General features: G+C 73.7%; 22 protein-coding genes. 2 read left to right on the top strand and 20 right to left on the bottom strand.

Annotation, left to right across the window (positions count from 1 at the left end; all coding sequences use genetic code 11):
- Window positions 1-28: 28 nt before the first annotated feature.
- The 20 genes from AB4Y83_RS11755 to AB4Y83_RS11660 form a co-directional block, all read right to left on the bottom strand.
- Complete coding sequence (locus AB4Y83_RS11755) at window positions 29-346, bottom strand: hypothetical protein (protein WP_442296983.1); 318 nt, start codon at window positions 344-346, stop codon at window positions 29-31.
- A complete protein-coding gene (locus AB4Y83_RS11750; RefSeq protein WP_442296982.1) occupies window positions 343-5,448 on the bottom strand; it encodes a hypothetical protein in 5,106 nt (1,701 codons plus the stop codon). The genes AB4Y83_RS11755 and AB4Y83_RS11750 overlap by 4 nt, the downstream gene beginning before the upstream one ends.
- Entirely contained in the window at window positions 5,445-6,794 is a 1,350-nt protein-coding gene (locus AB4Y83_RS11745) for an ATP-binding protein (protein ID WP_442296981.1), read from the bottom strand. The genes AB4Y83_RS11750 and AB4Y83_RS11745 overlap by 4 nt, the downstream gene beginning before the upstream one ends.
- Window positions 6,791-8,005: a contractile injection system tape measure protein gene (locus AB4Y83_RS11740; RefSeq protein WP_442296980.1), complete on the bottom strand. Its 1,215-nt coding sequence runs from the start codon at window positions 8,003-8,005 to the stop codon at window positions 6,791-6,793. The genes AB4Y83_RS11745 and AB4Y83_RS11740 overlap by 4 nt, the downstream gene beginning before the upstream one ends.
- Window positions 8,002-10,215, bottom strand: coding sequence for a hypothetical protein (locus AB4Y83_RS11735; protein ID WP_442296979.1), 2,214 nt, complete (start codon window positions 10,213-10,215; stop codon window positions 8,002-8,004). Before AB4Y83_RS11735 ends, AB4Y83_RS11740 begins: the two co-directional genes overlap by 4 nt.
- Window positions 10,216-10,235: 20 nt before the next feature.
- On the bottom strand, window positions 10,236-11,162 hold the full coding sequence (locus tag AB4Y83_RS11730; RefSeq protein WP_442296978.1) for a hypothetical protein: 927 nt from the start codon (window positions 11,160-11,162) through the stop codon (window positions 10,236-10,238).
- On the bottom strand, window positions 11,155-12,909 hold the full coding sequence (locus AB4Y83_RS11725; protein ID WP_442296977.1) for a hypothetical protein: 1,755 nt from the start codon (window positions 12,907-12,909) through the stop codon (window positions 11,155-11,157). The genes AB4Y83_RS11730 and AB4Y83_RS11725 overlap by 8 nt, the downstream gene beginning before the upstream one ends.
- Window positions 12,906-15,623: a baseplate J/gp47 family protein gene (locus tag AB4Y83_RS11720; protein ID WP_442296976.1), complete on the bottom strand. Its 2,718-nt coding sequence runs from the start codon at window positions 15,621-15,623 to the stop codon at window positions 12,906-12,908. Before AB4Y83_RS11720 ends, AB4Y83_RS11725 begins: the two co-directional genes overlap by 4 nt.
- Window positions 15,620-16,072 carry a GPW/gp25 family protein gene (locus AB4Y83_RS11715; RefSeq protein WP_442274276.1) on the bottom strand — a complete coding sequence of 151 codons (453 nt, stop codon included), beginning with the start codon at window positions 16,070-16,072 and terminating at the stop codon, window positions 15,620-15,622. Before AB4Y83_RS11715 ends, AB4Y83_RS11720 begins: the two co-directional genes overlap by 4 nt.
- On the bottom strand, window positions 16,069-16,344 hold the full coding sequence (locus AB4Y83_RS11710; protein WP_442274275.1) for a PAAR domain-containing protein: 276 nt from the start codon (window positions 16,342-16,344) through the stop codon (window positions 16,069-16,071). Before AB4Y83_RS11710 ends, AB4Y83_RS11715 begins: the two co-directional genes overlap by 4 nt.
- Before the next feature lie 65 nt (window positions 16,345-16,409).
- Window positions 16,410-18,161, bottom strand: coding sequence for a phage baseplate assembly protein V (locus AB4Y83_RS11705; protein WP_442296975.1), 1,752 nt, complete (start codon window positions 18,159-18,161; stop codon window positions 16,410-16,412).
- Window positions 18,158-18,832 carry a CIS tube protein gene (locus tag AB4Y83_RS11700; RefSeq protein WP_442274273.1) on the bottom strand — a complete coding sequence of 225 codons (675 nt, stop codon included), beginning with the start codon at window positions 18,830-18,832 and terminating at the stop codon, window positions 18,158-18,160. Before AB4Y83_RS11700 ends, AB4Y83_RS11705 begins: the two co-directional genes overlap by 4 nt.
- Complete coding sequence (locus AB4Y83_RS11695; protein ID WP_156415510.1) at window positions 18,829-18,996, bottom strand: DUF5908 family protein; 168 nt, start codon at window positions 18,994-18,996, stop codon at window positions 18,829-18,831. Before AB4Y83_RS11695 ends, AB4Y83_RS11700 begins: the two co-directional genes overlap by 4 nt.
- Window positions 18,997-19,458, bottom strand: coding sequence for a phage tail protein (locus AB4Y83_RS11690; RefSeq protein ID WP_056755764.1), 462 nt, complete (start codon window positions 19,456-19,458; stop codon window positions 18,997-18,999). It lies immediately after the preceding gene.
- 3 nt (window positions 19,459-19,461) lie between these two features.
- Entirely contained in the window at window positions 19,462-19,899 is a 438-nt protein-coding gene (locus AB4Y83_RS11685) for a phage tail protein (protein ID WP_056774549.1), read from the bottom strand.
- Window positions 19,900-19,972: 73 nt separating this feature from the next.
- The gene (locus tag AB4Y83_RS11680) at window positions 19,973-22,588 is read right to left on the bottom strand and encodes a phage tail sheath subtilisin-like domain-containing protein (protein WP_442296974.1); all 2,616 of its coding nucleotides are present in this window, start codon (window positions 22,586-22,588) and stop codon (window positions 19,973-19,975) included.
- A 130-nt stretch (window positions 22,589-22,718) separates the two neighbouring features.
- Window positions 22,719-23,330: a hypothetical protein gene (locus AB4Y83_RS11675; protein WP_442296973.1), complete on the bottom strand. Its 612-nt coding sequence runs from the start codon at window positions 23,328-23,330 to the stop codon at window positions 22,719-22,721.
- On the bottom strand, window positions 23,327-23,869 hold the full coding sequence (locus AB4Y83_RS11670) for a Pvc16 family protein (protein WP_442274270.1): 543 nt from the start codon (window positions 23,867-23,869) through the stop codon (window positions 23,327-23,329). The genes AB4Y83_RS11675 and AB4Y83_RS11670 overlap by 4 nt, the downstream gene beginning before the upstream one ends.
- Entirely contained in the window at window positions 23,866-24,102 is a 237-nt protein-coding gene (locus AB4Y83_RS11665; protein WP_442274269.1) for a hypothetical protein, read from the bottom strand. The genes AB4Y83_RS11670 and AB4Y83_RS11665 overlap by 4 nt, the downstream gene beginning before the upstream one ends.
- Window positions 24,103-24,303: 201 nt before the next feature.
- Window positions 24,304-25,110, bottom strand: a complete 807-nt coding sequence (locus AB4Y83_RS11660; protein ID WP_442296972.1) for an AfsR/SARP family transcriptional regulator — start codon at window positions 25,108-25,110, stop codon at window positions 24,304-24,306.
- A 269-nt stretch (window positions 25,111-25,379) separates the two neighbouring features.
- Here AB4Y83_RS11660 and AB4Y83_RS11655 point away from each other — a divergent pair, with 269 nt between their 5' ends.
- Window positions 25,380-25,787 carry an MmcQ/YjbR family DNA-binding protein gene (locus tag AB4Y83_RS11655; RefSeq protein ID WP_442274267.1) on the top strand — a complete coding sequence of 136 codons (408 nt, stop codon included), beginning with the start codon at window positions 25,380-25,382 and terminating at the stop codon, window positions 25,785-25,787.
- Window positions 25,788-25,838: 51 nt separating this feature from the next.
- Window positions 25,839-26,120 (top strand): metal-sensitive transcriptional regulator, encoded by a 282-nt coding sequence (locus AB4Y83_RS11650; RefSeq protein ID WP_020143728.1) that lies wholly within the window; start codon window positions 25,839-25,841, stop codon window positions 26,118-26,120.
- Window positions 26,121-26,134 lie beyond the last annotated feature (14 nt).

Genomic DNA, 26,134 nt, shown 5'->3' with positions numbered 1-26,134 from the left:
GCAGCTTGCTGTGTCCTCGCGGCCGGGCTCAGCTGCGTGGCCGGTCGAGCCGCTCGGCGGCGTCGCGGAGCACCTGGGCGACACGCGAGCCGAACCGCTCCCCCGTGGTCGGCTCGCTCTCGACCTGCCGGCGCAGGGCGTCGGCCTCCGCCTGCGCCGCGGCCCTGACCTCGGGGTCCTGGGACTCGAGCCGGGCGGCGAGCGCCGCCACCTCGCGCACGGCGTCGCCGACCGCGGCCACCGCCGCGGCCGGTGACGCCGTCAGCTCCTCGGGTGTGCGCCCGGTGCGCTGGGCGACCCACCGCGTCCCGGGGCCGTATGCCGTGTCGTCGGGTTCGTCGCTCACCGGATCCCTGCCTTCGCTGCGAGGAAAGCCGCTCGGATCTCTTCCCACCGGGCCTGCTGTTCCGCCTGCACCTGCGCCACCGTCAGGTCGGGCGCGAACACCCCGGACGGCATCGCATAGAAGACACCGATCGGTCTGGAGCGCAGCTCGCCCGGGATCGCGACGTTCGACCCGGTCCACATGATCGACGGAAGGTGGGCCAGCAGCGCGTCGACCCAGGCAGCCGGTTCCAGCCCGCGGTTCTGGCGGAAGAACGTGCGCAGGGCGCCGTGGAAGTCTCCGGTCCCCGTGGTGAGCCCGTCCTGCACGAGTCTGAACCGCTCGAGTGAGAGTGAGGCAACGTGCCCCTGCGCCCCTATCTGGGTGCCTTCCTCCACCGGACCGCCCGGGACGAGGATCGGGTCCCTCGTGATGCGCCACAGGATCCCGTTGGTGGGGCTGCGCAGGGACTCGAGGAGGGAGATCCACCCGAGCGCCTGCCTCAGATCCTGCCGGCTCGTCTCGACCGCGTGGTGGAGCACCTCGTAGCCGATCGAGACGGGGAGCCACTCGTGCTGGCCGGCCCGGACGTCGCGGATCTGGCCCGCCACCCAGGTCCGAGCCGTCTGGTCGCGCTCGAGCTCGGCGCGGAACTCGTCATAGGACACGGCTCCCACGGTCAAACCCTGGACGAACGCGCGGAAGGCCTCGAGGGGACCCGCACTCGTCACCACTCCGTGGACGAGAACCGACACAGGGTTGCTCGGCCACGGCTCGAACGATCCGTACCCCGTTCCACCGCTGGAGCTGTAGCGGATGCTCCGGACCTTGGTGAGCAGGTCGCTGTCACCCGTGCCGGTCAGGCGGTCAGTGCCGAGGGATCGCAGCTGCGAGGCGGTGCGTGACCCGAGCGAGGTGAGGAACCTACGACGGACCGGGTGGGGTGCCGACATGTTCTCGAAGGCGTAGGACCGGAACGCATCCGAGTCCGCGCCTCCGCGCCGGTCGACGCCGGCCTCGAAGAAGCTCAGCAGGGCGGCGTGGTTGGTGCCGGAGCCGAACACTTCCGAGGGCTGGAGCGCATCCGCCGTGAAGTCGGCCGCACTCCAGACCGGCCCTTCGGCGCCCTCGATGGGCTTCGCCCTCGTCGGCTCGATGAACCGAGCCATCCAGCTCTGGACGACGAGCCCGCTCTGCTCGAGCCCCTTCACCGGGAGCGACGCCCGGATCTGGCCGATCTGCTGGGCTCGGTCGCCCTCGCCGAAGATCGTGAAGAGGCGGTCCAGCGTCGACGCGATGGAGCGCTCACTCGACTCGAGGGCGTTGTCGTCCGGTGCGGCGGTCTGGTGCGTCGTGTCCCGGCTCGCGGCGTCGAACTGGCCGACGAGCCGGCTCGCCTCGGCGTCGGCCGTGGCCGCGTCGCCGCGCAGGTTGATGATGAGGTTGCGGGCCTCGGAGCGAAGATCCGGGTCGGAGGGCTCGTCGGCGGCCAGCCTGCGGTTCCACTCGACGATGAGGTCCGGGATCGTCGTCGGGGTGGACGCCACCATCAGGTGCGCGCCCGAGCCGCTGCGTTCGAACCAGAGCCGGTGCGCCTCGTGGGCGGCGCTGAAGCGCACCGTCGTGCCGAGCTCGGTGTCGTCGTTGTGGCCACCCTCCTCCGGGTTGCCGCCGATCCCCATGCGCGCCAGCAGCGCCCGCCCCCGCTCGGCGAGGAAGCCGATGACCCGGTCCATCGCGGCGTAGACGACCGCCTGCATGCGGGTGATGACATCGGCGATCTCGCCGGGCAGCCCACCGAGGTGGCAGAGGCCGGCGAGGAAGTCGATGACGGGCGGGATGAGCGAGGCGAGGGAGCGTTCGACGGCGGCGGCCAGGCCGCCGATGTTGCCGGCGATGACGTCGGCCATCCCGTTGACGACGGCCTCGACGAACCGGAAGATCCGCGCCGCGTTGCGGAAGATCCACGAGCACACCTGGTAGATGAGGTCGATGGCCTGGGCGATGGCACCGACCGGGTTGAGCATCCCGATGACGCGGACGACGACCTGCTGGATGAGGGTCTCCACGAGGTACTGCACGGCCGCCTCGAGGATCATGGTGACGATGTTCTCGGGAGTCAGCTGCTCCTTGACGAGCTCGACGAGCCCCTCGGGCCCGCGCTCGATGAGGACCGAGACGAGCTGCCACGCGGCCTCGATGACGTCAACCGCGGTGGGCCCGATGTGCCGCACGAGGATCTCGCGGACGCGCGGCCACGTGACGCCCATGAGCTGGAGCGCGAAGGAGAAGAGCGAGCGCGCCGAGAAGTCCCGGGGCATCGGGATCGGGGTCTCGAGGCCGGAGAAGAGCCAGTCCCAGAAGCCGTGCAGCACGTGGGTGCCGAAGTGGTCGAAGAACTGCTCGAAGCCCTGCTTGACCCCGGCGACGAGGTTGTTGATGAAGTTCTCGGGGTCGTCGGCGATGTCGGAGATGACCTGCTCGATGCGGGCGATCAACGCCCAGAAGGCCGCCGGCGGGATCCCGACGAGACGGAGCAGCCCGTTGATGATGGCGCGGACCGGGTCGTCGATGAACTCCTCGATGGCCGCGACGACCCGACCGATGAGCCCGCCGGCCTCGTCCCGGCGGGCCTGCGCCTCGGCATGCACCTCGTTCACCGCTTGGACGGCTCGCTGCGACACGTCCCGCACGAAGCTCGTCTGGGCGTCGGTGACGCGCTGGCTGAGGCCGTCGAGCATCCCGGAGAACCGCGCCCGCTCCTGCGCCGCCCACTCGGGGAACTCTGCCTCCATGGCCCGGAAGGCCGTGTCGATGTCGTCGCGCGCGTGGTTGATGACGGCCTGCGCTGCGGCGACGACGCCGTTGACGTCGCTCGAGATGTCGGTGAGCAGGGTGCAGACGCCGTCGCCGAACTCGCGCTCGGCGCGGTTGTACTCGTCCGTCACCCAGTCGGGCAGGCCGCCGATGTAGTCGCCGACGGCGAGGATCGCGCCGCCGACGCCGGAGTGCCGGTCGTCGATCCAGCGCTTGACCCGGTCGAGCGTGTCGTGGAAGTCCTGCGAGAGCCGGGCGAGGCCGGCGTCCCAGCGGGCGATCGCGGTGCGGCTCAGCGGCTCGAGCAGGGCGTTGACCTGCGTCTGCGCCTGGTCGTAGATGCCCTGGGCGCGGGTCGAGACCGACTCGCGGGTCTGCTCCTCGGAGGTGACCATGCCGCCCTGGGCGCCACCGACGGCGCCGACGGTGCCGGACCGCGAGGCACGCATCGCAGCGACCGCCTGCTGCTGCAGCGCCGCCATGTCTCCCTGCGCGGTGTCGATGGCCTGCTGCTGCTCGGCCTGGATCTGCTGCGGCGTCCGCGCCGCAGCCTCCCCGAGCTCGCCCCGCGCCGCGCGCGCCTCCGCGAACGGCCCGTCCGGGATCTCCTGCGTGACGCGGGTGTCGATGCCCGCGTCGGCGATGCGCTGGTCGGTGGCGGCGACATCGGCGTCGAGTGAGGTGTTCTCCGGCGGGATCGGGTCAGGGGCGGCACCCGCGGCGTCGACGCCCATCCCCGGGGACGTCGGCGAGGGGGCGGCGATCGGGGTCGGGGTCAGCGCGGGCGTCCCCGCGGGGGGTGAGCCCATCGCGTCGTAGCTGCTGCCCACCTCCGCGGTCTGCGTCTCCACGGACCCCGTGATCGTGGCGCCGGCCGCCTGGGCCTCGTGGGTGGGGTCGGTCTCGAGGAGCTGGTCCTCGTCCTCGGGCCGGTTCTCGCGGATCGCCGTCCGGATGCGCTCGCAGAGGGCGACGATCTCGGGGCTAGGAGCGGGCCGTTCGCCGAGCTCGGCGGCGAGCTCCTCCCGGGCGCGGGCCGCCGTCTCCACGGCCGGCTCGGTGACGGCCCCGCGGGAGTCGGCGACGTTGGCGTCGGCTGTCGGCAGGTCGCGCGCCGCGCCGGCCGCGCTCCGCGCTCCCCCGGCGACCGACCCTCCGCGAGCCGTGGCCGCGGGGGTCAGGGTCGTGGGCGGCTCGGGCATGATCAGCTCGACCACCGCCGGGGCAGCCTCCCCCTCCGCCGTCGGCTCCCCCGCGCCACCGCCGGGTATGCCGTCCGCCGCGGTCCCTGCCTCGGCGCCCGCCGCGCCCGCCCCGGCCACCGCCGCGGTGGCCTGCTCCGCGGTCTCACCGGCCGCGGGTGCCTCACCCGTGCGCGCGGCTGCCCCTTCGGCGACCGTGCTCGGCGAGGCGGGCTCCGGGACGGTGGCCGGCACCACGGTCGTGTCGGCCGGGGGTGCCGCCGGGGCGGGCGGGGCGGTTGGCACGAGCGGTGCGGGCTCCCCGGTGACGGCGCCGAAGAGGCCGCCCAGCGCGGCCCTGATCGCGGCGTCGAGCACGGCGAGCATCTCGGGGCTGTCGACGCCGTAGACGCCGGGCGCGAGGAAGAGGTCGGCGTCGGTGACGAAGGCGGGCGCGCCTGCGACGGGGGAGTCCGGGTGGACACGGATGCCGCTGACGTCGACGCCGAGCAGTCCCCGGTAGACCTCGGCCACGCGTGGCGTGAGTGGAAGTCCCGGCGGTGTGGCGTCGCCCGGCAGGTGGATCGTCGCCTGCGCACCGCTCCGGGGCGCGTCGACGCCCTCGGGCGCCGACCAGCCGGCCTCCGCCGGGATGGGTCGCAGGTCGACGCCGAGCGTCGTGCCGCGGAGCGTCACGGCCGGGGCCGCCAGAGGCTGCTCGGGCGCCCAGCCCTCGACCCGCCAGGTCGCCTCGCCGAGGTGCAGGCCGAGCAGGCCGACGCGAGCTCGCATCTCGACGCTGCCGTCGAGCGACCCGTCGGACCGGAAGCCGGCGCGCCCCGTCAGCTCGGTGAAGGGCCCCCGTCCGCTGAGCACCACCGCACCACCGTCGACGCCCCACTCGGCCTGCACGGCCGACAGGCCGCCGGCGGTCGTGGCCGGGTCGAGCGCGACGACGGCGGCATCGCCCACCGGGCGCGGCACGCTCCCCAGCACGGGCGGTCCCTCGCCGACCGGTGACCTCGGCGCGACGGCATCCCGCGGCGACCGCGTCGAGCCGGCCCCGGCCCGCTCGGCGTCCGGGCCGGGACCCGGTCCCGCCCGTGTCGTGACCGGCGTGCTCACCGTGGCACCGTCCGCCCCGCCTTCTCGAACTGGCGACGGATGCCGTCGAGCAGGTGCGCGGTCGTGACGACCCGGCCGTTCGACGCGGCGAGGTAGGCGGCATCGAGCGTCGCGTCGCGGATCTGCGCACCCGTCAGCGGGTAGCGGCGCGCGAGGTCGTGCAGGTCGGTCGCAGCGTCCATCGGCAGTGACGCGGGCGCCACTGCGGCCCAGAGCCGCTCGCGTTCGCCGGGCCCCGGTTCGGGGAACTCGACCATGACGTGGATGCGCCGCTGGAAGGCCGTGTCGATGTTGGCGAGCAGGTTCGAGGTGAGCACGACGATCCCGGGGTGCTCCTCGACCCGGGAGAGGAGGTAGGACACCTCCTGGTTGGCGTAACGGTCGTGCGCGTCGCCGACCTCGGTGCGCGCCCCGAAGACCGCGTCCGCCTCGTCGAAGACGAGGACGCAGCGCTCGCGCGCTGCCCGCTCGAAGACCTTGGCGAGTGCCTTCTCCGTCTCCCCGATGTACTTCGACACGAGCGCCGAGAGGTCGACGAGGTATGCCGGGAGGCCGGCCGACGCTGCCAGTGCGGCCGCCGTCATCGTCTTCCCGGTCCCCGGAGGCCCGTGGAAGAGGGCGATGAGACCGCTCGCGTTGTCGTGGTGAGCGCCGAAGCCCCAGTCGTCGACGACGGTGTCGCGCTGGGTGATCCGGGCGGCGAGGTCGTCGATCCGGGTGCGGGCCGCCGCGGGCAGGACGACGTCGGCCAGGGTGTGGACGGTCGTGAGTGGGCGGGCCGGGAAGTCCGCCGACGCGACCGGCGCCTCCTCGGGCAGCCCGAGCAGCCAGGCGACCAGCGCCGGGTCGGGGCGCAGCACCCCGGACAGGTCGCCGGGCGGGTCGAGGGACAGCAGCCCCTGCGCGCGCAGCCGGCCCTGCGACGAGAGCAGGACGGTGGCGTCGAGCCGCCCGCGGAACGACCGGGCGACGAGGGTGCGGGCCACCTCGCCGGTCAGGCCGACGACGGAGGGGCGATCCGTGAGGGCGCCGTAGCGCACGGCGAAGCGCTCGTCGGCGTGAGGTGCGACCGCGGCCACGAGGATGACCGCCTCGGCGGCGGACAGTCCGGTGAGCGTGACGAGCTCGGCGAGCGGACCCACTCCGGCGAAGCGGTCGAGCGACGGCAGCCCCTCACCGTCGCCCTCGATGCCGAGCGGTCGCCCGGCGGGGCCACCCCGCCGCTCCTCGATGCGCACGGCCACGAGCGCGTCGAGGATCTCGAAGGCCGCCCGCAGCTCGGCGACCTCCGGCGACCCGCCCGCGGCCCGGGAGGTCCCGGACAGCGGCTCGGGCCTGGCTCTCACCGGAACCTCACGGTGACCGGCGGGGACCACGGCAGCTTGAGCAGGCCGACCGGGTAGGGCAGGCGCGGCAGGAGCACGTCGAGCGGGTGGGTCGCGGCGGTGAGCAGCACCGGGTCGCGGTCGGTGTCGAGCAGTCCGGCGCGCACGATCCAGGACGCCCGCACGAAGGACTCGCTCGACCGCTCGAAGCCCGGCAGCAGTCCCGCGAAGCCGGCGAGCACGCCGTCCGCGGACTCGGCGATCTCGCGGGCTCCGCTGAGCGGCATACGTGCTCGGTGCCCGTCCGCCTCCTCGCCGGGTGGCCGCCCGGCGAGGAGGCGGACGAGCGGGTCGTCGGCGAGCGTCGGGTCGTCGGGATCGACGACGGCGGCGAGCGCCAGCTCGCGTACGTCGACCGGGTCGAGCCGGGGATGCAGCGCCTCGGCACGACGGCAGTGGTCGGCGAGCCACGGGTAGAGCAGCACGAGGCCGGCCGCCCGGGTCAGGTCGGCGAGCACGACAGGCGTACCGCCCTCGGGCGCGACCTGGGCGACGGCCGCGAGCCGGGCGAGCACCTCGGCCTCACGGACAGGGCGCGGCGCCGTCGCGGGCGCCACGGCCTCCGGCGTCGGTGCGTCGCCGGTCGACACGTCGTCCGGCGCTGGTGCGTCAGGCAGCTGGGGCGGGTCCGACGGGGACCGTGACGGCGTCGTGTCCGTCGCGGCTGCAGGGCCTGAACGTGCCTGCGGCGCAAGGGCCCTCTCGATCGTGTCGACGAGGGCTTTCCACTCGGCGTCGCCGAGCCGCGGGTGGGCCGACGCCGCCACCTGGGGGTCGGCGAGGGCGAGCACGGCGGAGGGAAGCGCTGCGGGACGCGGACCGGCCGTTGCCCTCCAGAGCCTCGCCGCGGTGGCGACGTCGACCGGCGACAGCCTGGAGCCCGGCCCCCGGGACGCGTCCGGATCCCCACCCGGCGCGACGACGTCGCGACGCCCGCCTCCGTCGGCGAGCAGCTGCGTGCGGATCGCCTCGGCCCACAACACTGCGAGCGTCTCGTCGTCGTAGTCGTCGACGGACAGGTCGAGCGTCACGGCCACGTGCTCGAGACGGACGTCGCCGACGTCGGCCAGGGCCCGGTCCAGGGCCGCAGGCAGCGTCGTGGCCGCGACGCGCGCGAGTCGTGGCGCGCCCGGCCCGCGCAGGCGCAGCATGTCGACGGCCACGTCGGTCACGGCACCAGGCCCCCGAGGTCACGCAGCTGCGCGTCGAGCTGCCGACCGACGTCCTTCGGGACGCCAGCGGCCTTGACGAGGGTCCGGAGCGTGCCGAGGACCTCGAGCGTCGCCGCCGTCAGGGCGGCGGGTTCGAGCGTCTCGACCGCCTCCTCCGGCGTGTCCGGTGGCGCCACTGCCTGCGCGAGCGCGGCGTGGGCGCGGTCGGCCGCGGCGGCATACCTGCTGAAGCTGCGGTTGCGCGGGTTGGGCAGCGACCGCAGCGCGTCCACGGTCGTGCGCGCGAAGTCGGCGACCCCCTGGGCCAGCTCGCGGTCGACCTGCCCCGACGGCTTGACGACGACGCCGCCGATCCCACCGATCCCACCGATCCCACCGACGCCCGGACCGCTGATCACTCCCCCGCCGCCGGGGCCGCCGATGACGCCGCCCCCGACGTGCGTGCCGATGTTCGGGTCGATGGCGATGACGCCGCCGCCACCGACCTTCGGGTCGAGCTTGATGCCGTCGCCGAACTTCGAGATGACCTCGACCTTGCCGGCGAGGACGTCGATCTGGTTCTGCACCGTGTCGATCCGTTTGATGCCGGACTCGAGCTCGCCGAGGCGGTTCGTGATGGTCACCGCGTCGAAGCTGCCGCGGAACGACGTGAAGTCGGTCTGGAGCGTCGAGATCGAGCCGCCGAGCCCGGAGACCGACTGGTCGAGCTGTCCGAGGCGGGTCTCGAAGCCGGTCGACAGGCCGCGGAGCTCGGTGGCCGCCGCCATCGCCTCGGTCGCGGCGCCCACGGCCGCCGGCAGCGCCGACCCCACGGTCCGGACGTTCTGCACGGTCGGGACGCGGCCCGTCGAGACGACGACGCCGTTCGCGTCGGTGCCGAGCACGACGGAGTCCGAGGCCGCGAAGCCACCGGCGGGCGCGTAGCCGTCGAGGGTCATGACGTCCCCGGCCGACATGACGCGGACGTCGGCGATGGCTCCCTGCCCCGTGATGAAGCCGCCGAGCACCGTCCTGACGTCGTTCGCGTCGTGGCCGAGGAAGTCGGTGAGCGGGAACTCCTGCTCGCCGAGCACGTCGATGGGCTGCCGCTCGTAGACGACGTCGGGCCGCTCCCAGGTCTTGATCGGCGGGTTCCAGACCGGCTCGCGCGGGTCGAAGGCCCACGTGTGCCGCCACTTGTCGGGAATCTCCTTGGGCGGGAAGACGATCTTGACGCACCGGTCGCCGACGCGGATGGAGCCGACGGGGCAGGCGATGGGCGGCTTGGGGTCGCCGACCGGTGCCGGGTCGGGCGGCGCGTAGCCGGCGAGGAGCGCCTCGACCTCGTCGCGGAAGGCACCCGCCGGGTCGGTGCACGACCCGCCGAGGAAGGCCTCGGTGAACCCCCGCGGCGGCTCCCACGCGTGCCGGTAGGCACAGTCGAAGACCCACGTGCTGGCGATCTGGTGCACCCACCCGAGCACGACCCCGGGTCGCGTCGTGTCGCGGTCCCAGGTGAGCGCGAGCAGGGCGCGGACGCGCAGCAGGTCGAGGGTCGCGAAGAGCACCATGTTGAGCCAGCCGCACTTGTAGCCCTTGACGCCAGCCGTGTCGGAGTTCGCGATCGACGTGGCCTGGAGCCTGGCGATGAGGGTGGGGTCGACGAGGGGCGAGGTGCCGTTCGTCAGCCGGGCGGCGATGGCGTTGCGCAGGGTCGGGTAGGAATTGATCGGCGACGAGTCGAGGGCGAGCCGGATCGGCTCGACGCTGAGCAGCGGCTCGGCCGCGAAGTCCATCCGCGTGCCGGTCACCCGACCGGCGACGACGCGAAGCGCGACCCCACGCGTGTGCAGCTCGGCGTGCCCGGCGCAGCCCGACTCGCCGCAGTCCGGGGTGGGCTCGATCGCGTCGGTGGACTCGAGGACRACGCTGAACCCTTCGGCCGTGCCGTCGACGAAGTCATAGGTCACCGACTCGGCGACAGGCGGCAGGGGCAGCGTCTGCTCCACCCCGAGGAGCAGCGGCTCACCGCGCTGGTCGATCGCGAGCCCGGGCCCGACGGCCAAGGTCGTGGGCGTCGAGACCGTGCCTCTCAGCCCGGCGTTGACGCCGAAGCCGACGAGGCGCCCGACGAGGCGGTCGCGCTGGTGGAGGAAGTCCCTGAGGTCGTTGAGCTCGGCCTCGGTGAGGGTCTGGCCGTCCACGAAGACGGGGTACTGGTTGTCTGCCATCGCTGGTTTCCCTTCGGGACTCACGTCGTCGAATCGGTCGGCAGGAGGCCGACGCCGAGGCGGTCGATGCCTCGGCCGGCGTCGATGCACTCGTAGAGGTGGATGCCGCTCGCGTGGCTCACGACCGACACGACGGAGCACAGGAGCGCGTTGAGGTCGGCCTGCTGCTGCTGGACGGCGATGGCGTATGCCGTCACCTCGTCCGCCGTGGGCGTGGCCGGGAGCGTCGGCGGGGACGCGAGCACCGCGAGGTCGGTGAAGACCGCAGGGTCGGTGAAGCAGACACGCAGGTCGACGTGCGCGGGGGCGTAGCGCCGCACGAAGTCGACCGCCTCCTCGCGCCGCTCCCAGTCGACGAAGCCCTTCGCCGTCGACGGGTCACCGGTGCTCGGCACGGGCACGCTCGTCGGGACGAAGAGGGTCGCGGTCCAGGGCTCGGCGGTGAGGCCGGCGCCCGGTGCCTTGAAGTGCTCGAGCAGGTAGGGCCGGCCGGCCGCGGGCAGGTCGAACCACAGGCAGAACCAGCTGAGGAAGCCACGCGGCGTGCCGCGGCGGCGCCACAGCCGGGTGCAGCGGGCGAGGAGCTCGCGTCGCTGCTGGAGGCCACGCTCCGTGCCCGGCCAGCTCGTGGGGAAGGTGACGCTCGCCCACCGCGCGACCTCGTCGTAGGTCTCCAGGTGGTGCGCGACGAGGGCCGCGGCCCCCGCGTCGAGGGGCAGGTCGGCGGGCCAGCGCAGCGTCGCGTCGGGCCCGAGGGCCGTGAGCAGGTCCTCGAGGTGCTCGACGACCGCGTGGCTCAGCTCGTCGGCGAGGCCGAGGTAGGCGTCGACCTGGGCGAACGAGGCCTCGTCCTCCTGGTAGACGGCGGGCAGCTGAGACGCGAGACGGGTGTGGTCGGGCCCGCGCGCGGGGGCGGTGCTCGGGCCCGCCGGCCCCGGGCTACGCATCGCCGCACCGGCTCGTCAGCGAGAAGCGCACCCGGATGCAGCGGGCGTCCGCGAGCCGGGGCACCGCGTTGCGCGGGATCGGCAGGTAGCCGTGACTCGCCGCGAGGAAGTCGGGGTCACCCTCGACCTTCATCGCGAGGTCCTCGACGCCGCGCACCAGCGGGTTGCCGACGATCGCCTCGACGACCTCGGTGAAGCGCACCGCCTCGCCGGGCACCCAGCCGAGGGTGGGCTGGTCGTGGCGGGGCCAGGGCCCGTCGACGACCGGCGCCGGGGTGGGGGCGAAGGTCTCCGGTCGACCGCGCTCGAAGAAGGCGGCGATCCGGGCCCGGGCGTCGTCGACGACGGCCTCCCGGTTGGCGCCGACCTCGGTGACGAGCGTCGCCTGGACGAGGACGGGTGCCCGCTCGAGGAGGCTGGCGCCCACCTCGTCGCAGACGACGCGTCGCGGCTCGAGGTCGTCGACGTCGTCGCGCCAGTCGGGGAAGGGTGCGCCCGCCTCGGGTCCGATGGCCGTCGTGAGGACCTCGCGCAGCAAGGCGTCACGGCGTGCCGGCGTGGTGGGCTCGGTGCGGCTCTCGACGACGAGCGTCAGCGCGGCGGCGTGCTCGTCGACGGCGACGGACTCGATGGCGCCGGTGGGCAGCCCGTTCCACGCGATGCCGGGCAAACGGCCCGTGACCGTCCAGGCGCGCACGACGTCCGCGTGGGCACGCGCCCGCCGGGCGTAGTCGTCGGCGGTCACCGGCTCGCACGTCAGGGCCTGCACCGGGTGCGGTGGCCAGACGAGCGAGCGGCCCTGCTCGTCCTCGAGGTCCTCGGGGAGCAGGCCCGCCGCCTGCGGGGCGGCCGCGACGGCATACGTCACCTCGTCGGCGTCGAGTCCGGCGAGGGTCAGGGCCGAGCGGGTGGCCGCGAGGGTGTCGGCCGTCGTCGCGCGGACGAGGTCGAGGCCGTCGGTGAGGACCTCGCGCGACCGTCGCCTCCGCTCACGGCGCACGAGGGCGACGACCTCCTCGTCCCAGAGCGGCAGGGACCACGCGAGCTCGACGGCCGCCGCGGCGTCGATCGCCTCGATGTCGAGCGGCGCGTCGGGGTCGGCCCGTCGCGGGGCGGCGGCGACCACGGCCGCCTGCGCGGCTGCCACGGCGGACGCGACGACGCCGGCCTGCTCCTGCGCGACCTGGCGCACGAGCCGGGCGCGCATCAGCGCGACCATCGCCGGACGGTCGGCGGCCCGGACGGCGCTCGCCCACGGCTCGGCCGACAGCTGGGCGACCGCATCGGCTCGCGACCGGCACGCACGGACGAGAGGTTCGAGCACCGTCGCGGAGGTCGCCGGTGCGGCGAGGACGTCGGCCAGGGCCGACAGCGGCGCGAGGTCGGCGGCGGCGAGCGCCGGGTCGGAGGGGTCGGCCTCGGGGTCCCATCGCCCGGCGGGAAGCGTGGCGTCCCAGTGCCGCCCGGCGTCGGCGTCCCAGGCACGCACCTCGAGCGGCCAGTCGTCGAGGCGGCGCTCGGCGGTCCGGTAGTGCAGGTCGGCGAGCCCGTAGGCGAGGACCTCGAGCAGGGTGATGCCCGGGTCGGCGGCGTTGTGATCGGTCCAGTCGGGCGTCGCCGCCCCGGTGAGGTGGTCGACCATCCGGGCCCGCACGGTCTCCCAGTCCGCGTCGGGAGCGACGGGCACGAAGCGCGTGATCGGCGTGGTCTGCCGGGTGGACGGCCCGGTGCCCGCTCTGGGACTCACAGCTGCTCCTCGCACGAGAGGTGGTGGTCGCCGGACGAGCAGTAGAGCCCACGGCACGGGTCGACGGTGACGACCTCGACAGGTCCGCCCGAGCCGTCGTGCAGGGCGAAGTCGAGGACGACGTCGACGTCGGGCTGCCGTTCGAGGACGGCGATGAGGGTCGAGGCGTAGAGGTCGCGGCCCCAGCGGACGGGCACGGTTCCCGTCGGGTGCAGCACCCGCTCGAGGGCCGCGGTGATCGCCTGGGTGCCCGTGAGCGCCGCCACGCCCGGGCGCAGCCGGATCGATGCGGCGACGGTGACGGGACGGTAGTCAGGACACAGCACGTGGAGCACGGCGCCGATCGGCGCGCGGGGCTGCACGAGGCCCACGACGCGGCCCGCGAGGCTCACGGACGGCCGGGGCGCGACGTCGAGCGGACGGTCCGGCACGACGACGAGGCCGACGTGGCCGGGCGCGCGCAGCCCGTCGCTGCCGGTGTGCGGCAGGCACAGCACGGCGGCCACCTCGGGGAGCGCGAGCGCGACGTGCTGCTCGAGGTCCCACGGGGTCAAGGCCCGGTCCCGGTGGCGCACCCGCGCCGAGGCACGCGCAAGGTAGTCGGCGTCCGTCTCGGGCGCACGGCCGCGCACGGACGCGAGGTTGGTGACCTTCTTGACGCCGGGGACCGGCGCGAGCGTGCCCTTGATCGTGCCCACCGGGAGGGCCGCCGCCGAGCTGGGGTCGAGGCCGGGATCGATCGCCCGGGAGACGAACTCGGCCACGACGGCGTCGACGACCACGGCGAGCAGCACGCCCAGACGGTCCGGCTGGTCGGTCTCGATCCGCACCCAGCGACCGGTGTCGGCCGACAGGTCGTCGCAGCCGGCGGCCCACGTGCGCGGGGCGACGAAGCGGAGCAGACCCGCCTCGCGGAGCTGGTGCGAGCCGTCGGCGACGGCGAGCGGCGCCCACGTCGTGCCGTCCCAGAACTGCCAAGAGGCCATGACCGTGTCGGAGCTGCCGCACGGCGAGGCGGAGTCGACGTCGAGGTAGAGCGAGACGCTCGACCCGAGGGCGGCGTCGGGCAGCTCGAGCCCGATGGCGACCATGGCCGTCGCGCCGAGGTCGGACACGACGAGCCGGAACGGCGTGAAGCGACCGGCTGCTCCGCCGACGCGGCCCTGACGCCGCCAGCCGCTGCTCGACTCGACGAGCGTGGCCTCGACCGGAGTCGTCGTGTAGCGCACCGTCACGGCCGACGCGATGGGAGGCACCGGCACAGGCGGCATCGTCGGCTTCGGACTCGATCCCGCCACGGCGCGGGTCGCGAAGTCGGCGACCTTGGCCTGGTAGTCGGTCCAGCCGAAGTCGCCCTGGGCGAGGAAGGCCCGGAGGTAGTGGCCGGGCTGACCCGCGACCGCGAAGGTCTCGGACGCCACGGCCGACCCGCTCACCGGCGCCGACAGCGTGCCGAAGCTCGACGACGCCGTCCCGACCTGCTTCCACGCCCCGTCCTCGCGTCGCTGCCACACGACCGACGGGGTCGTCGTCGTGGAGACGGCGCCGTAGATCGACGTCCACTGCGTCTCGACGGAGGCGTACTGCGACCCCAGAGTGTTCTTGATGCTCATCAGCTGCGTCTTGAGGGTGTCGGCGAGCCACACGGGGATGCCCGTGCCGCCGGCCGACGACGAGAGCGGCGCCCCGCCCTCCTGCATGACCTGCACCGCGACCTCGACGGTCGCGAGCGCCTTGCCGAACGCCTCGTCCGAACGCACGTAGAACGCGTCGCCGCGCCTCGCGACGGCCCCGAACGGCTGGAACTCCTTGGTGACGTCGACCGCGCCGTCGTTGTAGAAGGCCGCCTCCGGGACGTATGCCGTCCGGTCCGTCACGCGGACCGTGACGCCGGTGAACGAGAACCCCACGGGCACTGCCGTCCCCGACGTGACGACGCCTTCGATCCACGGGGTCTCGCCGTCCGGTGCCCCGCACCCACCGGTCAGCGTGACCGTGACGGTCGACCCGGAGGCCAGGCCGCCCGTCGTCCCGCTCGTCGTGCCGTCGGCCCGCGACCAGCGCCACACGAGCGCAGACAGGCCCTCGGCGCCGGCCGCTCCCGTGAAGGTCACCTCGGCGGTCAGGTCACCGCCCTCGAAGGACAGCGCCGGCGAGTGGATCCGCAGGGAGTGCGTGGCCTCCGGTCCGGCCGAGGGTCGCAGCGGGAAGTCCGGGGCCGCCGCCGCGACCCCGTGCGCGCGCACGGGGTCGCCGGGCGCGAAGGACCGCACTCCGGTGAGGGCCGCGCCGTGCGCCGTCAGGGCGTCGAGGGTGAGGTAGCGGCGCTCGTTGCCGAAGGCGTCCTTGCCGCCGCGCAGCGGCGTGCCCGGAGGCAGCACCGCAGGCGCCGCCTTGGGGTCGACGGTCGCGTGCGCGATGACGCGGTCGGGCAGTGCGGGGAGCCGGCCGATGCCGAGCAGGTCCTCGAGCCACGTCCGGCGGGTGCGCTCCGGCAACGTCGCGAGGTGCTCGTCGAGGGCGGCGTACTCGGCGGCGAGGGCAGCGAGCAGCTCGCGGTCGGGGGCACCTGCCGGCGCGGGCGCCGTCACGCCGTCGGCGTCGGTCGCGAAGAGCACGTCGGCCCAGGTCCCGGCGGTGTCGTAGGGCGTCAGGCGCGCGGCGGCGGCCATCGCAGCGGCGACCTGCTCGGGGGTGCGCCCGCCAGCGGTCATGACGCACCGGCCAGGTAGAAGGGCACGACGAGACTCGTCGGCCGCCGGTGCCGGTCGATCCGGAACTCGATGGTGACGTCGACCCGGTCATCGGCCTCGCCGGCCGGCACCGCCTCGACGGCGTCCACGATGACCCGCGGCTCGCCGAGCACGAGGGCCCGGCGGACGTCGTCGGCGAGCCGGTGGCAGGCCTCCGACGTGCGCGGCTCGAAGACGTAGCGGTCGACGCCCGCGCCGAGGTCAGGCCGCATGACGCGGCTGCCGATCATCGTCCGAAGCAGCAGGACGAGCGCCTCCCCGACGTGCTCGGCGCCGTCGTTCGTCACGAGCTCGACGGGCCCGGCGGCACCGGTGGCACCGGCTGCACCGGTGGCGTCGGCGCCCGAGCGCTCCCAGCGCGGTGGGAACGCCCAGCCGCTGCCGACCTGCGGGTAGTCCGTGGTGCTCATCCGATCACCACCGTCGGGCTGCCCACGACGACGGACGCGCCGCAGCCGCAGGCGTCACCGGCGCGCAGCGCGGGTCGGCCCTGCACGAGGACCGTAGCGGAGCCGGCGACGAACGGACTGGCCGGGATGTGCGACGGCGGCGGGATGACGCAGGCGTGCATGTCGCCGACGACGGCGGCAGGCATCCCGGCGATGAGCACGGTGGCGACGCCCGGTCCGACGACCGTGCCCCCGTGCGCGGTGGTGTCACCGACGCGTGCTGCCCCCGGCATGTCTCCTCCTCCTTGGCTGGTCTGGCGCTGTCGCTGGTGTGACGCTCGTGGGCCGGTGTGCCCGGCTAGTTGATGGTGACGAGGGACCCCTTGAGCCCCAGGGATCCCGAGGCCTTGACGTCGAGGGTCGCCGAGCTCTCGATGCTCGACGGGCCCGACGCCTTGGCGGCGAGCTTGAGCGAGTCGAGCGAGATGGTCCCGGACGACGACGAGAGGGTGATGTCGCCCTGCGCCGCGGTCAGCTCGATGCCGTCGGCCGACAGCCGGATCGCGTTGCCGCTGTCCTGGTGGGTGATGACGACCTCGCTGTCCTTGTCGGACAGCACGATCGAGTGCCCCTTGCCGGTCTTGACGGTGACCGCGCTCGCGTCCCCGTCCTCGAGGCGGACGGTGTGCTGGTCCGGCGAGACGAGGGCCCGCACGGCGTTCGTGTCCGGGTCGACGGTGAAGGGTGGCTGCTGGCTGCCGTTGTAGAGCGAGCCGAGGACGACGGGGTGTGCGGGGTCGCCGCCGACGAAACCGACGAGCACCTCCTGTCCCACCGCCGGCACGATGACCGCTCCGTAGCCGTCGCCCGCGTCGACGTTCGAGAGACGGGCCCAGACGCCGTCGCCGCCGTCGCTGCGCCACGGCAGGCGCACCTTGACGCGGTTGAGGGAGGCCGGGTCGTCGAGCGCCTCGACGACGCCGAGCCCGAGGGCCGGTCCGAGGTCRCCCGACCGGGCCGACCCGACGTCGCCCCCCGCGCGGGGCACGAGCCGTGGCGGCGAGCCCACCTGGAACTCGGTGACGTAGCCCCGGGCCGAGAGCCGGTGCCGTGCAGCCGTGACGTAGTGCGGTCCGGACATCCGTCGTCCGACGCCGGCGATGGAGAGCCAGCCGTCGCAGCGCAGCCCTGGCTCGCCCTGCACGACGCCGGTTCCGTGGATGTGCCCGAGCGCGGAGCGTCGTTGGGCGGCAACGGCTCTCGCGTCGGCCTCGTCGGCGGCCCCGATCGCGTCGGACTCGACGCGCTCGGCGCGCAGCGGCCAGCCGGCGTCGCCGACGGCGGCCGAGTGCGTCTGCCGGTCACCGACGCTGAGGTCGGCCGCGCTCGCGCTCTGCTCGCTCTCGGTCGCCTCGGCGGCGTCGACGTCCCAGCCGACCCCGACCGCGGTGTCGATGGCCCGGGTCAGGTCCTCGGTGAGGTGAAGCTCGACGAGCGACCGGGTCCAGTCGAGCTCGAGCGGGTCCTGCGCGGCCGACGGCGGCCGCAGCACGAGCTTCGTGCCCCGGACGAAGACGACCCAGCCGAGCTCGCCGGCCCGACGGGTCAGGGCGTCCCAGTCGCTGACCCGGTCACTGGCCCAGAAGGTGTGCGTGACGCCGTCGGCCGCATCGGTCTCGAGCGAGTAGTCGGCGGCGACGGCGAAGGCGATGTCGGCGTCGGTGACGTCGGCGAGCTGGCGCGACCGCGGCGGGTGGTCCATGAGGACGGACCGCGACCGGCCCTCGACCCGGAGCACCGGCGGGCTGCCGCTCGGGAAGTGCGTCGTCAGCGAGGCGATGACGCCGTCGAAGACCTCGGTGAGGTCCGAGTGGTAGCCGACGGAGACCGCGATGCCCGCTCCGGGGGCGAACGGCCCGTCGTCGCTGTGCCGCACGGCGCGCTGGTCGGCGTCCCAGTTCTGGACGAGGAGCGTGAGCCGTCCGTGCCGGCCGACCTCCTCGTGCACCTCGAGCTCGACGACGTCCGCCGCGACGATCGGCTCGAGCGCCGTCCCGCCGACCCGCACCTCGAAGGCCGGTCGGTCGCGCTGGGTCGTCGGCGCGGTCACCGGGTCGTCCCCAGCGGCGGGAGCAGGAGCAGCTGTCCGGTGGTGAGGCCGCGCGGGTTCGTCAACCGGTTGGCCGCCGCGAGCGGGCGCCAGAAGGCCGGGTCGCCGTAGACCCGGGCGGCGATGGCGTCGAGGGCGTCGCCGTCCTTGACGAGCCACGTCTGGTAGAGGTCGGGCGAGGCGGGCCGGTCCTCGGCGGCGACCTCCTGCGGTGACAGCGCCTCCTTGAGCGAGAGCTTGACCGTGGCCCGCAGCGGCTCTCCCGCCCGGTCGAAGAGCTTGTACGTCACGTCGGCCTGGGTGAGGATCCCCCGGAAGCTGAACCGCCCCCAGTAGCAGTGCACGTAGTAGGGCTGGTGCGTGTCGCCCTGGAACTTCGTCAGCGCGAGGAGTGCGTCGAGCAGCTCACCGATGCCCCCGGCCTCGCCGACCACCCCGGTGCCGTCGAGCAGCAGGTCGATCTGCACCTGGTCGGGCTCGCCGCCGCTGAAGGACTGCTGCGGCGCGGACGTGCCCGCCGACTGCGTTGCCTGGTAGAGGTTCTTGCGCGAGAAGGACAGCTCGGTCGGGTTGAGCAGCGCCTGCCAGCGCAGCCCGGTGGGCTGCTCGAACGTGAGGTCGGCGTACGCGTCGATGGTCAGCTTCGTCAGCTGGGTGGCGGTGAGGTTCATCGATCCCACTCCCGCCGCAGCACCTCGAGGACGCGCTCGACGGCGCGGCGCACGAGGGCCTCCATGGCCGCGTCGTCGAGCGACGCATCGGGGGCGGGCCCGGCTGCATCCGTCCTCGGCGCGACGACGACCTCGGTGACGATCTCCCCGATGACGACGGGCACTCAGACCACCTTCTTGAGGACGAGCCCGTGGTGGGCGATCTCGACGGCCTCGACGGCGACGGCCGAGCTCTGCGCGTCGAGGTCGGGGCCGGTGAGCTTGACCGGCCACCCGCGCGTGAAGGCCCACACGCGGACGGGCGCGAGGGCACCCTCGACGGTGCTCATGAGCACGACGGTCCCGTCCCGCGGGGTGACGACGCCGGTCACGTGGAACTCGTAGAACCAGTCCCACAGCTCCTGGAGCGGGCCGGCGCCCTGGTTGAGGACGAGGTTGGGGAAGGACGCCCGCGTCGGGAAGCGATGGGCGAAGCGGTTCTCGCCGCCCTCCTGGTACTCCTCGACGGCGACCTCACCCGCGAGCCCGGTGCACTTGCTGAAGCTGACGGACGCGAGCCCGTCGATGGCCAGCACGAAGTGCGCCGTCGTGAACGGCACGAGCGCGGGTGAGGCGAGCGGGAGCATCGGCTACTTCGCCTCGATCTCGATGCCCTCGCAGGCGAACTCGACCGACTCGATGGCGACGTCGGTGCCGGTCGACTTGAGGCCGGGGCCCTCGATCTTGACCGGCCAGGCCTCCTTGATCTTCCACGTCATGACTGGTTCGCGCTCCTCGTTGAGGAGGCTCACCGTGACGTCGCGCCGCTCGACGGCGCCGATGGTGATGGAGTTGTACCACTCGAAGAGACCGTTGCCGGCCTCCGTCGGGGCGATGCCGCGCTTGAGCGTCACGTTGGAGAACTTGCGCAGCCCGGGCTGCTTGCGCGTCGAGAACTGCGGGTCGGCGCCGCCGCGGTACTCGACGACCTCGGCCTCCATCGTCAGCCCGCTCACCTCCGAGAAGCTCGAGGTCTGCTGGCGGTCGCCCCAGCTGACGGTGAAGTGCAGGGTGGTCATGGGATACATGTCAGGCTCCTTGGCTCACAAGAGGATTCAGGCGGCGTACTCGTGTCGGCTGATCGCGGCTGGTCACGGCGGGTCACTCGGACAGCCGCTTGTGGCTGAAGCGGAAGACGACGAACTCAGCGGGCTTGGCCGGCGCGATCGCGACCTCGGTGATGATGAGCCCGAGGTCGATGTCCGTCTCGGTCATCGTCTCGCCGAGGCCGACGCGCACGCGATAGGCCTGCTCGGGCTTCGTGCCCGCGAGCGCGCCCGCCCGCCACTGCTGGTCGAGGAAGTTCTCGACCGAGACCTTGACGCGGATCCACGTCTGGGCGGTGTTGGGCTCGAAGACGACCCACTGGGTGGCGCGGTCGACGGACGTCTCGACCATGGTGAAGAGTCGTCGGACGTTGACGTAGCGCCACGTCGTGTCGTCGGTCGCGTTGCGGGCACCCCAGAGTCGGGTGCCCCGGCCCGGGAAGGCCCGGATGAGGTTGACCCCGCCGGGGTTGAGCAGGTCCTGGCGACGCTGCGTGTACGCCTGCGAGAGCCCGACGATGCCGGTGACCGTCTCGTTGCCGGGCGCCTTGTGCACGCCGCGCAGCCGGTCGGTGCGGGCGAAGACGCCGGCGACGAAGCCCGACGGCGGCACGGTCGTGAAGCGGTCGATCGAGTCGGGATCGATCGTGACGATCTGCAGGTGCGGCGCGTAGAGGGCGGCATACGTGCTCGACAGCGTCGTGTTGCGCCACGACAGCAGGTCGGTGTCGTCGAGGTCGGGTGCGTCGACGATGGCGAAGCGCCGGAAGTTCTCGCAGTGCGTCACGACCTGGCCGACGAGGTCGGCCTGCAGGAGCGGGTCGTCGAGCGTCAGCGCGTCCGGGCAGATGACCATGGCCGGCTCAGCGACCTCCTCGAGCCGGGTCAGCCCGGCGCGGAAGTCGTCGTTGGTCGGCGCCTTGTCGGCGCCGATCCGGTCGACGGCCGTGTAGAACGGTGCCGCCGCGAGCGACACCGCCGGGGCGCCACCAGCGCGTGCGGTCACGGTGACGAGGGACGAGGTGCCGTTGACGACGTCGTCCTTGGCGAAGTACGCCGGGTGGTCGGGACTGAGGGACAGGCCGCCGAACGTCTCGGCCAGGGCACCGCCGACCGAGACCGCGAGCGTGAACCGCGCGGCGACGACGGAGGCCGACTCGACGGCATACAGCGGGAAACGCGCCTGGGCGGTGTTGGAGACGGCCGTGCTTGCCGCGAACTGGAGCACGTACGTGTCACCCCCGGCCGCGTCGACCCCCGTGATCGGGGCGTAGGCCGTCCCGAGACCGAGCACGTCGCCGACCCTGGGCGCCACGGCGGAGCGGACGGCGATGCCGTCGTCGGCGTCGGCCTGGAGGGTGAACGTCGCATCGGTGTAGGTGTCGGTCGCGACGGGAGCGGGTGCGAGCGTGAACCCTCCGGCCGTGCGCGTCGCGACGACGGCGGGCGTGGGGCCCGCGCCGGTGTACGTCACCTTGGCGCCCGCCGGGAGGAAGCCGTACGCGTTGCCGACGTCGGCCGCGGACAGCCCGGTGATCCCGAGGCCCGAGTCCGCGAGCAGCACCGCGGTGACCGCCGCGTTGACGGTGACCGGGCCGCTCGGGCCGGCGGTGGCGCCGACGACGACGAAGCGGTTCGTCTGCCAGGAGGCGGTGCGGCCGTCACCGGTCGCGAGGCGGGCGGCCGCGTGCTCGACGCCGCTCGCCGTCAGCTCGGACGCGATCGGTGCCGTCAGCGGGCGGTCGAACGCGAGGGCCGACGCCGAGACGTTGAGCGACGGCGGCGACCCGGCCGGGGTGCCGGCGATCGTCGCGGTGGCGCGGTAGTCGGTGCGGCGCTGGACGAACGCCGCACCGGGGACCGCCCCGAGGGACGCGTCGAGGGTCAGCGTGACCCCGCTGCCGGCGGTCGTGACGTCGGTGACCACCGCGCTCGTGCGGGTGCCGTTGGGGGCGACGGCGACGACGACGTCGCCCTTCTTGAAGCCCTTGCCGGAGGGGAGGAAGACCGAGGTGGCCGCCGCGGCGGCCGCGCTCGCGACGACCGAGCCGGCCGGGAGGGTGACGGCGGCGCTCGCGCTGCCGACGGTGATCGACGTCGTCGTCAGGGCCGTGACGAGCGCGGTCGGGGGTGCCGCGACCGACCCGCTCGTCGGCGCAGCCACGAGGGCGACGGTGTCGCCGGGCTTGAGCCCCGCGGTCGAGGCGACGGGGATCGTGCCGGCCCCACCGCTCGCGATGGCGCCTGTCGCCGACGTCGTCGTCGCGCGGTAGAAGGAGCCCGACGCGGCGGACTCGTCGGCGGAGACGGCGACCGACAGGTCGTTGCCCCACGTGCCGGGCGAGCTCGCCTCGATGTCGAAGCTCTCCGTGCCCGCGACGTCGAAGACGGTCCACGAGGCGCCGGTCGACGGGTCGACCCGGACGATCCAAGCGGCGGGACCGCCGTTCTCGAAGTAGCCGAAGACCGACTCCCCCGTGAAGCCCCGCGACGTCGCTGCCCCGAAGGTCCGCACGAAGTCGGCCCAGCCGGTGACGCGCGTCGGCTCCTTGACGGGACCCCGACGCGTCGTGCCGAGCACGGCGACGACGCTCGTGGGGGCGGCTGCGATCGGTTGCGGCCCCGAGGGGACCTCCTCGACGTAGACGCCGGGTGAAAGGTAGGTCGTCACGGTGCCCTCCTCGGCTCGTGCTCTGTCGTGCGGTTCAGGTGGGGGTGCGGTGCGGATGGGTTCGGTCGTGGTGCGGTTCGGGTGGAGCGGTCGGGTGGTGCGGTTCTCTTGGTGGGTGGGGCGCGGTCCGTCAGGTCGTGTCGACGAGGTGGGCCGTGGTGGTCGACGTCGAGACGTCGACGGCGAGGGTACGCAGCGGCTGGCCGCCGACGAGGAGGTCGAGCGGGGTGAAGGCGGCCGTCCACTCGACGGGCGCGGAGCGGTAGGTGCCCGGATCGACCTCGGGGAGCGCGACGCTCGGCTTCGGGTCGGGACCCGAGGTCGCGCGCGCCGTGACGGCGACACCGGTCCGTGGCGCTCCGGTCGACGGGGTCGTGAGGACGACGGTCAGGGTCGAGGGGACGGGGTGGACGACGACCTCGACCTCGGGTGCGGTGAGGTCGACGACGAAGGTGCGCGGGGGTCGACCCGTGAGCGGCGGTACGACGAGGACGTCGGCGAGCGCCCCGTCCGTCAGGGTGACCACGACCTTCGGTGGCACGGCGGGCACCGGGGCGTCGGCGCGGACGGCGACGACGAGGACGTCCGGGAGCACGCGGACGGTCCACCCTGCTGGGGCCGGCTCGAGGTGGGCGTCGAGGCCGCGCAGCCGCGCCCCGGTCGAGGCGTGGACGAGGCGCACGGTGTGGCGCAGCGTCGTCGTGACCGTTGCGAGGTGCGGCGGTGCCGGCGGGAGGCTCACGTCGCCCCCACCCAGTCGATGCGGTGCTCGCGCACCCGGCCGCGGCCCTCGCGCTCGAGGACCGGCACCGGAGCGACGTCGACCTCGTAGAAGAGGGCGAGCCGCCCGGCCCGACCCAGTGACCCCCACACCTGGTTGCGCTCGTCGGCGTTCGGCGCGAGCAGCCGGACGGCGATGCTCTCGACCTCGTCCGACAGCGGCGGCGTCAGGTCCGGCGGACGCACGATCGGCGTCGTGTGGAAGGCCTGGACGATGCGACCGAGCCGGATCTGCGCCTCGTCGTGGTCGCCGACGTAGGTGACGAGGTAGGTCAGCTGGAGCGACAGGGGCGCGCGGACGAGCCCGGTGAGGCCGTCGACGAGGGGTCGGTTGCGCAGGTGTGGGTGCTCGGCAACCGCGATGAGCGCGAGGATGCCCTTCGTGTCCGGTAGGGCCGTCTTGTCGCCCTGCGAGAGCGAGTGGAGCACGACCCACGCACCGAGGTCGGGGGTGGCCCGGTGGATGACGTCGCGCAGCGCCTCGCTGACCTCGCGGATCACGGTCGCTCCCAACGCCTCGGGGCCACGCCGTCGTCGTCGAGGCGTGCCTCGACGATCTGCTCGATCTCGGCGAACGATCCCACGTAGGTCTCCTCGTCCGTGGCCATGTCGCGCACCCGGGCCCTGATGACGGCCGGGAGCGAGTCGACGTCGCGGGGCTCGGCCCACACGTCGACGAGGAATCGCCGCCTCCACGCTCGCATCACCAGGCCGTGACCCTTCTGCTCAGGCACGAGCGTCCCGGCCCCCGATCACCGACCGCTCACGAGACCCCCGCCCCCCGATCACCACCCGCTCACCGCCTGCTCACCGCTGGCTCACCACCGACCCCCACCGACCCCCACGGTCGAGAGGCCGAGTCCTGCCCACCCGGCCACGTCGAGAGGTCACCCGTGCTGCTCCCCCGGCGACACGGCATACGCCCTCGGTGCCCGTCAGGGCATGCGGTGCAGGCGGTCGAGCGCGCGGTCGACGATCTCGGCGAGGCGCACGACCTCGCGCCGGGCCCGTTCGAGCTCGGCGACGAGCGCGGCCACCGAGGCGGCCTGGCCGGCGTCGCCCCGGGTGATCCGGGCATAGAGCGCGACCGTCTCGGGCATCGGGTCGGCGCCGAGCTCGTCGAGCAGGGTCAGGCGGCACTGCTCGAACTGTCGCTCGACGAGGTCGTGCCGGCCCGACGCCGCGTAGGCGCCCATGAGGTGGCGGTGGATGTCCTCGCGCAGCGGCTCGATGGCGAGCGCGAGCGTCCCGTAGCGGTCGACGGCGGCGATGTCGCCGCGGGACCCGTGGTGCTGGACGAGGTAGTCGAGGGCGGTGAGGTAGAGGGTCTCGATGCGGTGGCGCGCGCCGAGCACCCACTCGTCGTCGCAGACCTCGACGAGCCGGCCCCGGTGCAGCGCGACGGCGTCCTCGAGCCGACGGACGTCGTCGTCGGTGAGGTCGACGACGCTGCGGCGCAGGACGGGAGCCAGCAGGTCCTCGAAGTGCACGGCGTCGACGGTCATCGGCACGGCCGGGCTCAACGCGACCGACCGTCCACCGGAGCGGCCGACGAGCTCGACGCCCGTGCTCGCGCGCACCTCGGACTGCAGCCGCCAGACGGCGGTGTTGAGCCGGCGGCGGGCCGAGTCCTCGGGGCAGTCGGAGAAGAGCTGGGCAGCGGCGACCGCTCGCTGGCGCCCCTCCCGCGGTGCGAGCGCGAGATAGGCGACGAGCACCGCGGTACCCGGCGACAGCGCCACGGGATCGTCTCCCGAGACGAGCGTCGGAGCACCGAGAAGATTGAGTCTGAGCCCCGAGACGGCCACGCTAACCCCCACACATCGAGGTGGGCTGCTCACCCCAGAAAATACGCCCGAACCGCGACTTTCGTGACCGGTTTGGCCGGATCCGCCCCACCGTCCGCCGGCGTGCCCGCCGGGGAGCCCGACGCCCGGTTCGTCCTTGGCCGCGTGGCCGTGGCCGCGTGGCCCCTTCAGGTATGCCGTCCGGCGGGCTAACGTGCGAGGGCATGGCCCGCTCGCGCCCCGCCCGGCTCAGCGACATCGACGAGGCAGCCGCCGCGCTGCCCGAGGTGACGCGCGACCCGCCTGCCGGCGGACGGCCAAGCTTCCAGGTCAGGGGCAAGACGTTCGCCTTCGCCCGCGGCCCGCGCAAGGACGCCTTCGACCCGGAGACGGGCGAGCCCTACGTCGACGTGCTCGCCTTCTCGTGCACGGCCGAGGACAAGGAGTCGATGGTCTCGGACCCCGACTCGCCGTGGTTCACGACGCCGCACTGGAACGGCTACAACGCCGTGCTCCTGCTCGAGCGGGACCTCGGCAGGCTCACCGTGGAGGAGATCCGCGAGGTCGTCACCGACGCCTGGCTGGCCAGGGCGCCGAAGCGGCTGGCGAAGGAGTTGCTCGGCGGTTCGTGACGGGGGGAATACCCCAGAGGGGTATCCTGTTGACCACGACGAGGAGGTGCCATGGCTGGATACACCGGCAGCAAGGACGACTACCTGAAGCGGCTGCGCCGCATCGAGGGCCAGGTGCGTGGCGTGCAGAAGATGGTCGACACCGACACCTACTGCATCGACATCCTGACCCAGGTCAGCGCCATCACCAAGGCGCTGCAGGCGGTGAGCCTCGGCCTGCTCGAGGACCACGTCGCCCACTGCGTCGTCGACGCCGCCCGCGAGTCCGACGAGGCCGCCGCCGAGAAGGTGCGCGAGGCCTCGGAGGCCATCGCCCGACTCGTGCGCAGCTGAGCACCCCAACCGAC

This window comes from Terrabacter sp. RAF57, from assembly GCF_052113925.1.
Lineage (GTDB): Bacteria > Actinomycetota > Actinomycetes > Actinomycetales > Dermatophilaceae > Terrabacter.
The sequence above is the reverse complement of the archived record's forward strand: the minus strand, read 5'-3'. Positions and strand labels throughout refer to the sequence as shown.

Excerpts from the sequence above, each read along its gene's own strand:
- AB4Y83_RS11700 (WP_442274273.1), bottom strand. The coding sequence starts at position 18,832 with ATGAACCTCACCGCCACCCAGCTGACGAAGCTGACCATCGACGCGTAC.
- AB4Y83_RS11655 (WP_442274267.1), top strand. The coding sequence starts at position 25,380 with ATGGCCCGCTCGCGCCCCGCCCGGCTCAGCGACATCGACGAGGCAGCC.
- AB4Y83_RS11720 (WP_442296976.1), bottom strand. The coding sequence starts at position 15,623 with ATGACCGCTGGCGGGCGCACCCCCGAGCAGGTCGCCGCTGCGATGGCC.
- AB4Y83_RS11710 (WP_442274275.1), bottom strand. The coding sequence starts at position 16,344 with ATGCCGGGGGCAGCACGCGTCGGTGACACCACCGCGCACGGGGGCACG.
- AB4Y83_RS11715 (WP_442274276.1), bottom strand. The coding sequence starts at position 16,072 with ATGAGCACCACGGACTACCCGCAGGTCGGCAGCGGCTGGGCGTTCCCA.
- AB4Y83_RS11730 (WP_442296978.1), bottom strand. The coding sequence starts at position 11,162 with ATGCGTAGCCCGGGGCCGGCGGGCCCGAGCACCGCCCCCGCGCGCGGG.
- AB4Y83_RS11650 (WP_020143728.1), top strand. The coding sequence starts at position 25,839 with ATGGCTGGATACACCGGCAGCAAGGACGACTACCTGAAGCGGCTGCGC.
- AB4Y83_RS11690 (WP_056755764.1), bottom strand. The coding sequence starts at position 19,458 with ATGCTCCCGCTCGCCTCACCCGCGCTCGTGCCGTTCACGACGGCGCAC.
- AB4Y83_RS11685 (WP_056774549.1), bottom strand. The coding sequence starts at position 19,899 with ATGTATCCCATGACCACCCTGCACTTCACCGTCAGCTGGGGCGACCGC.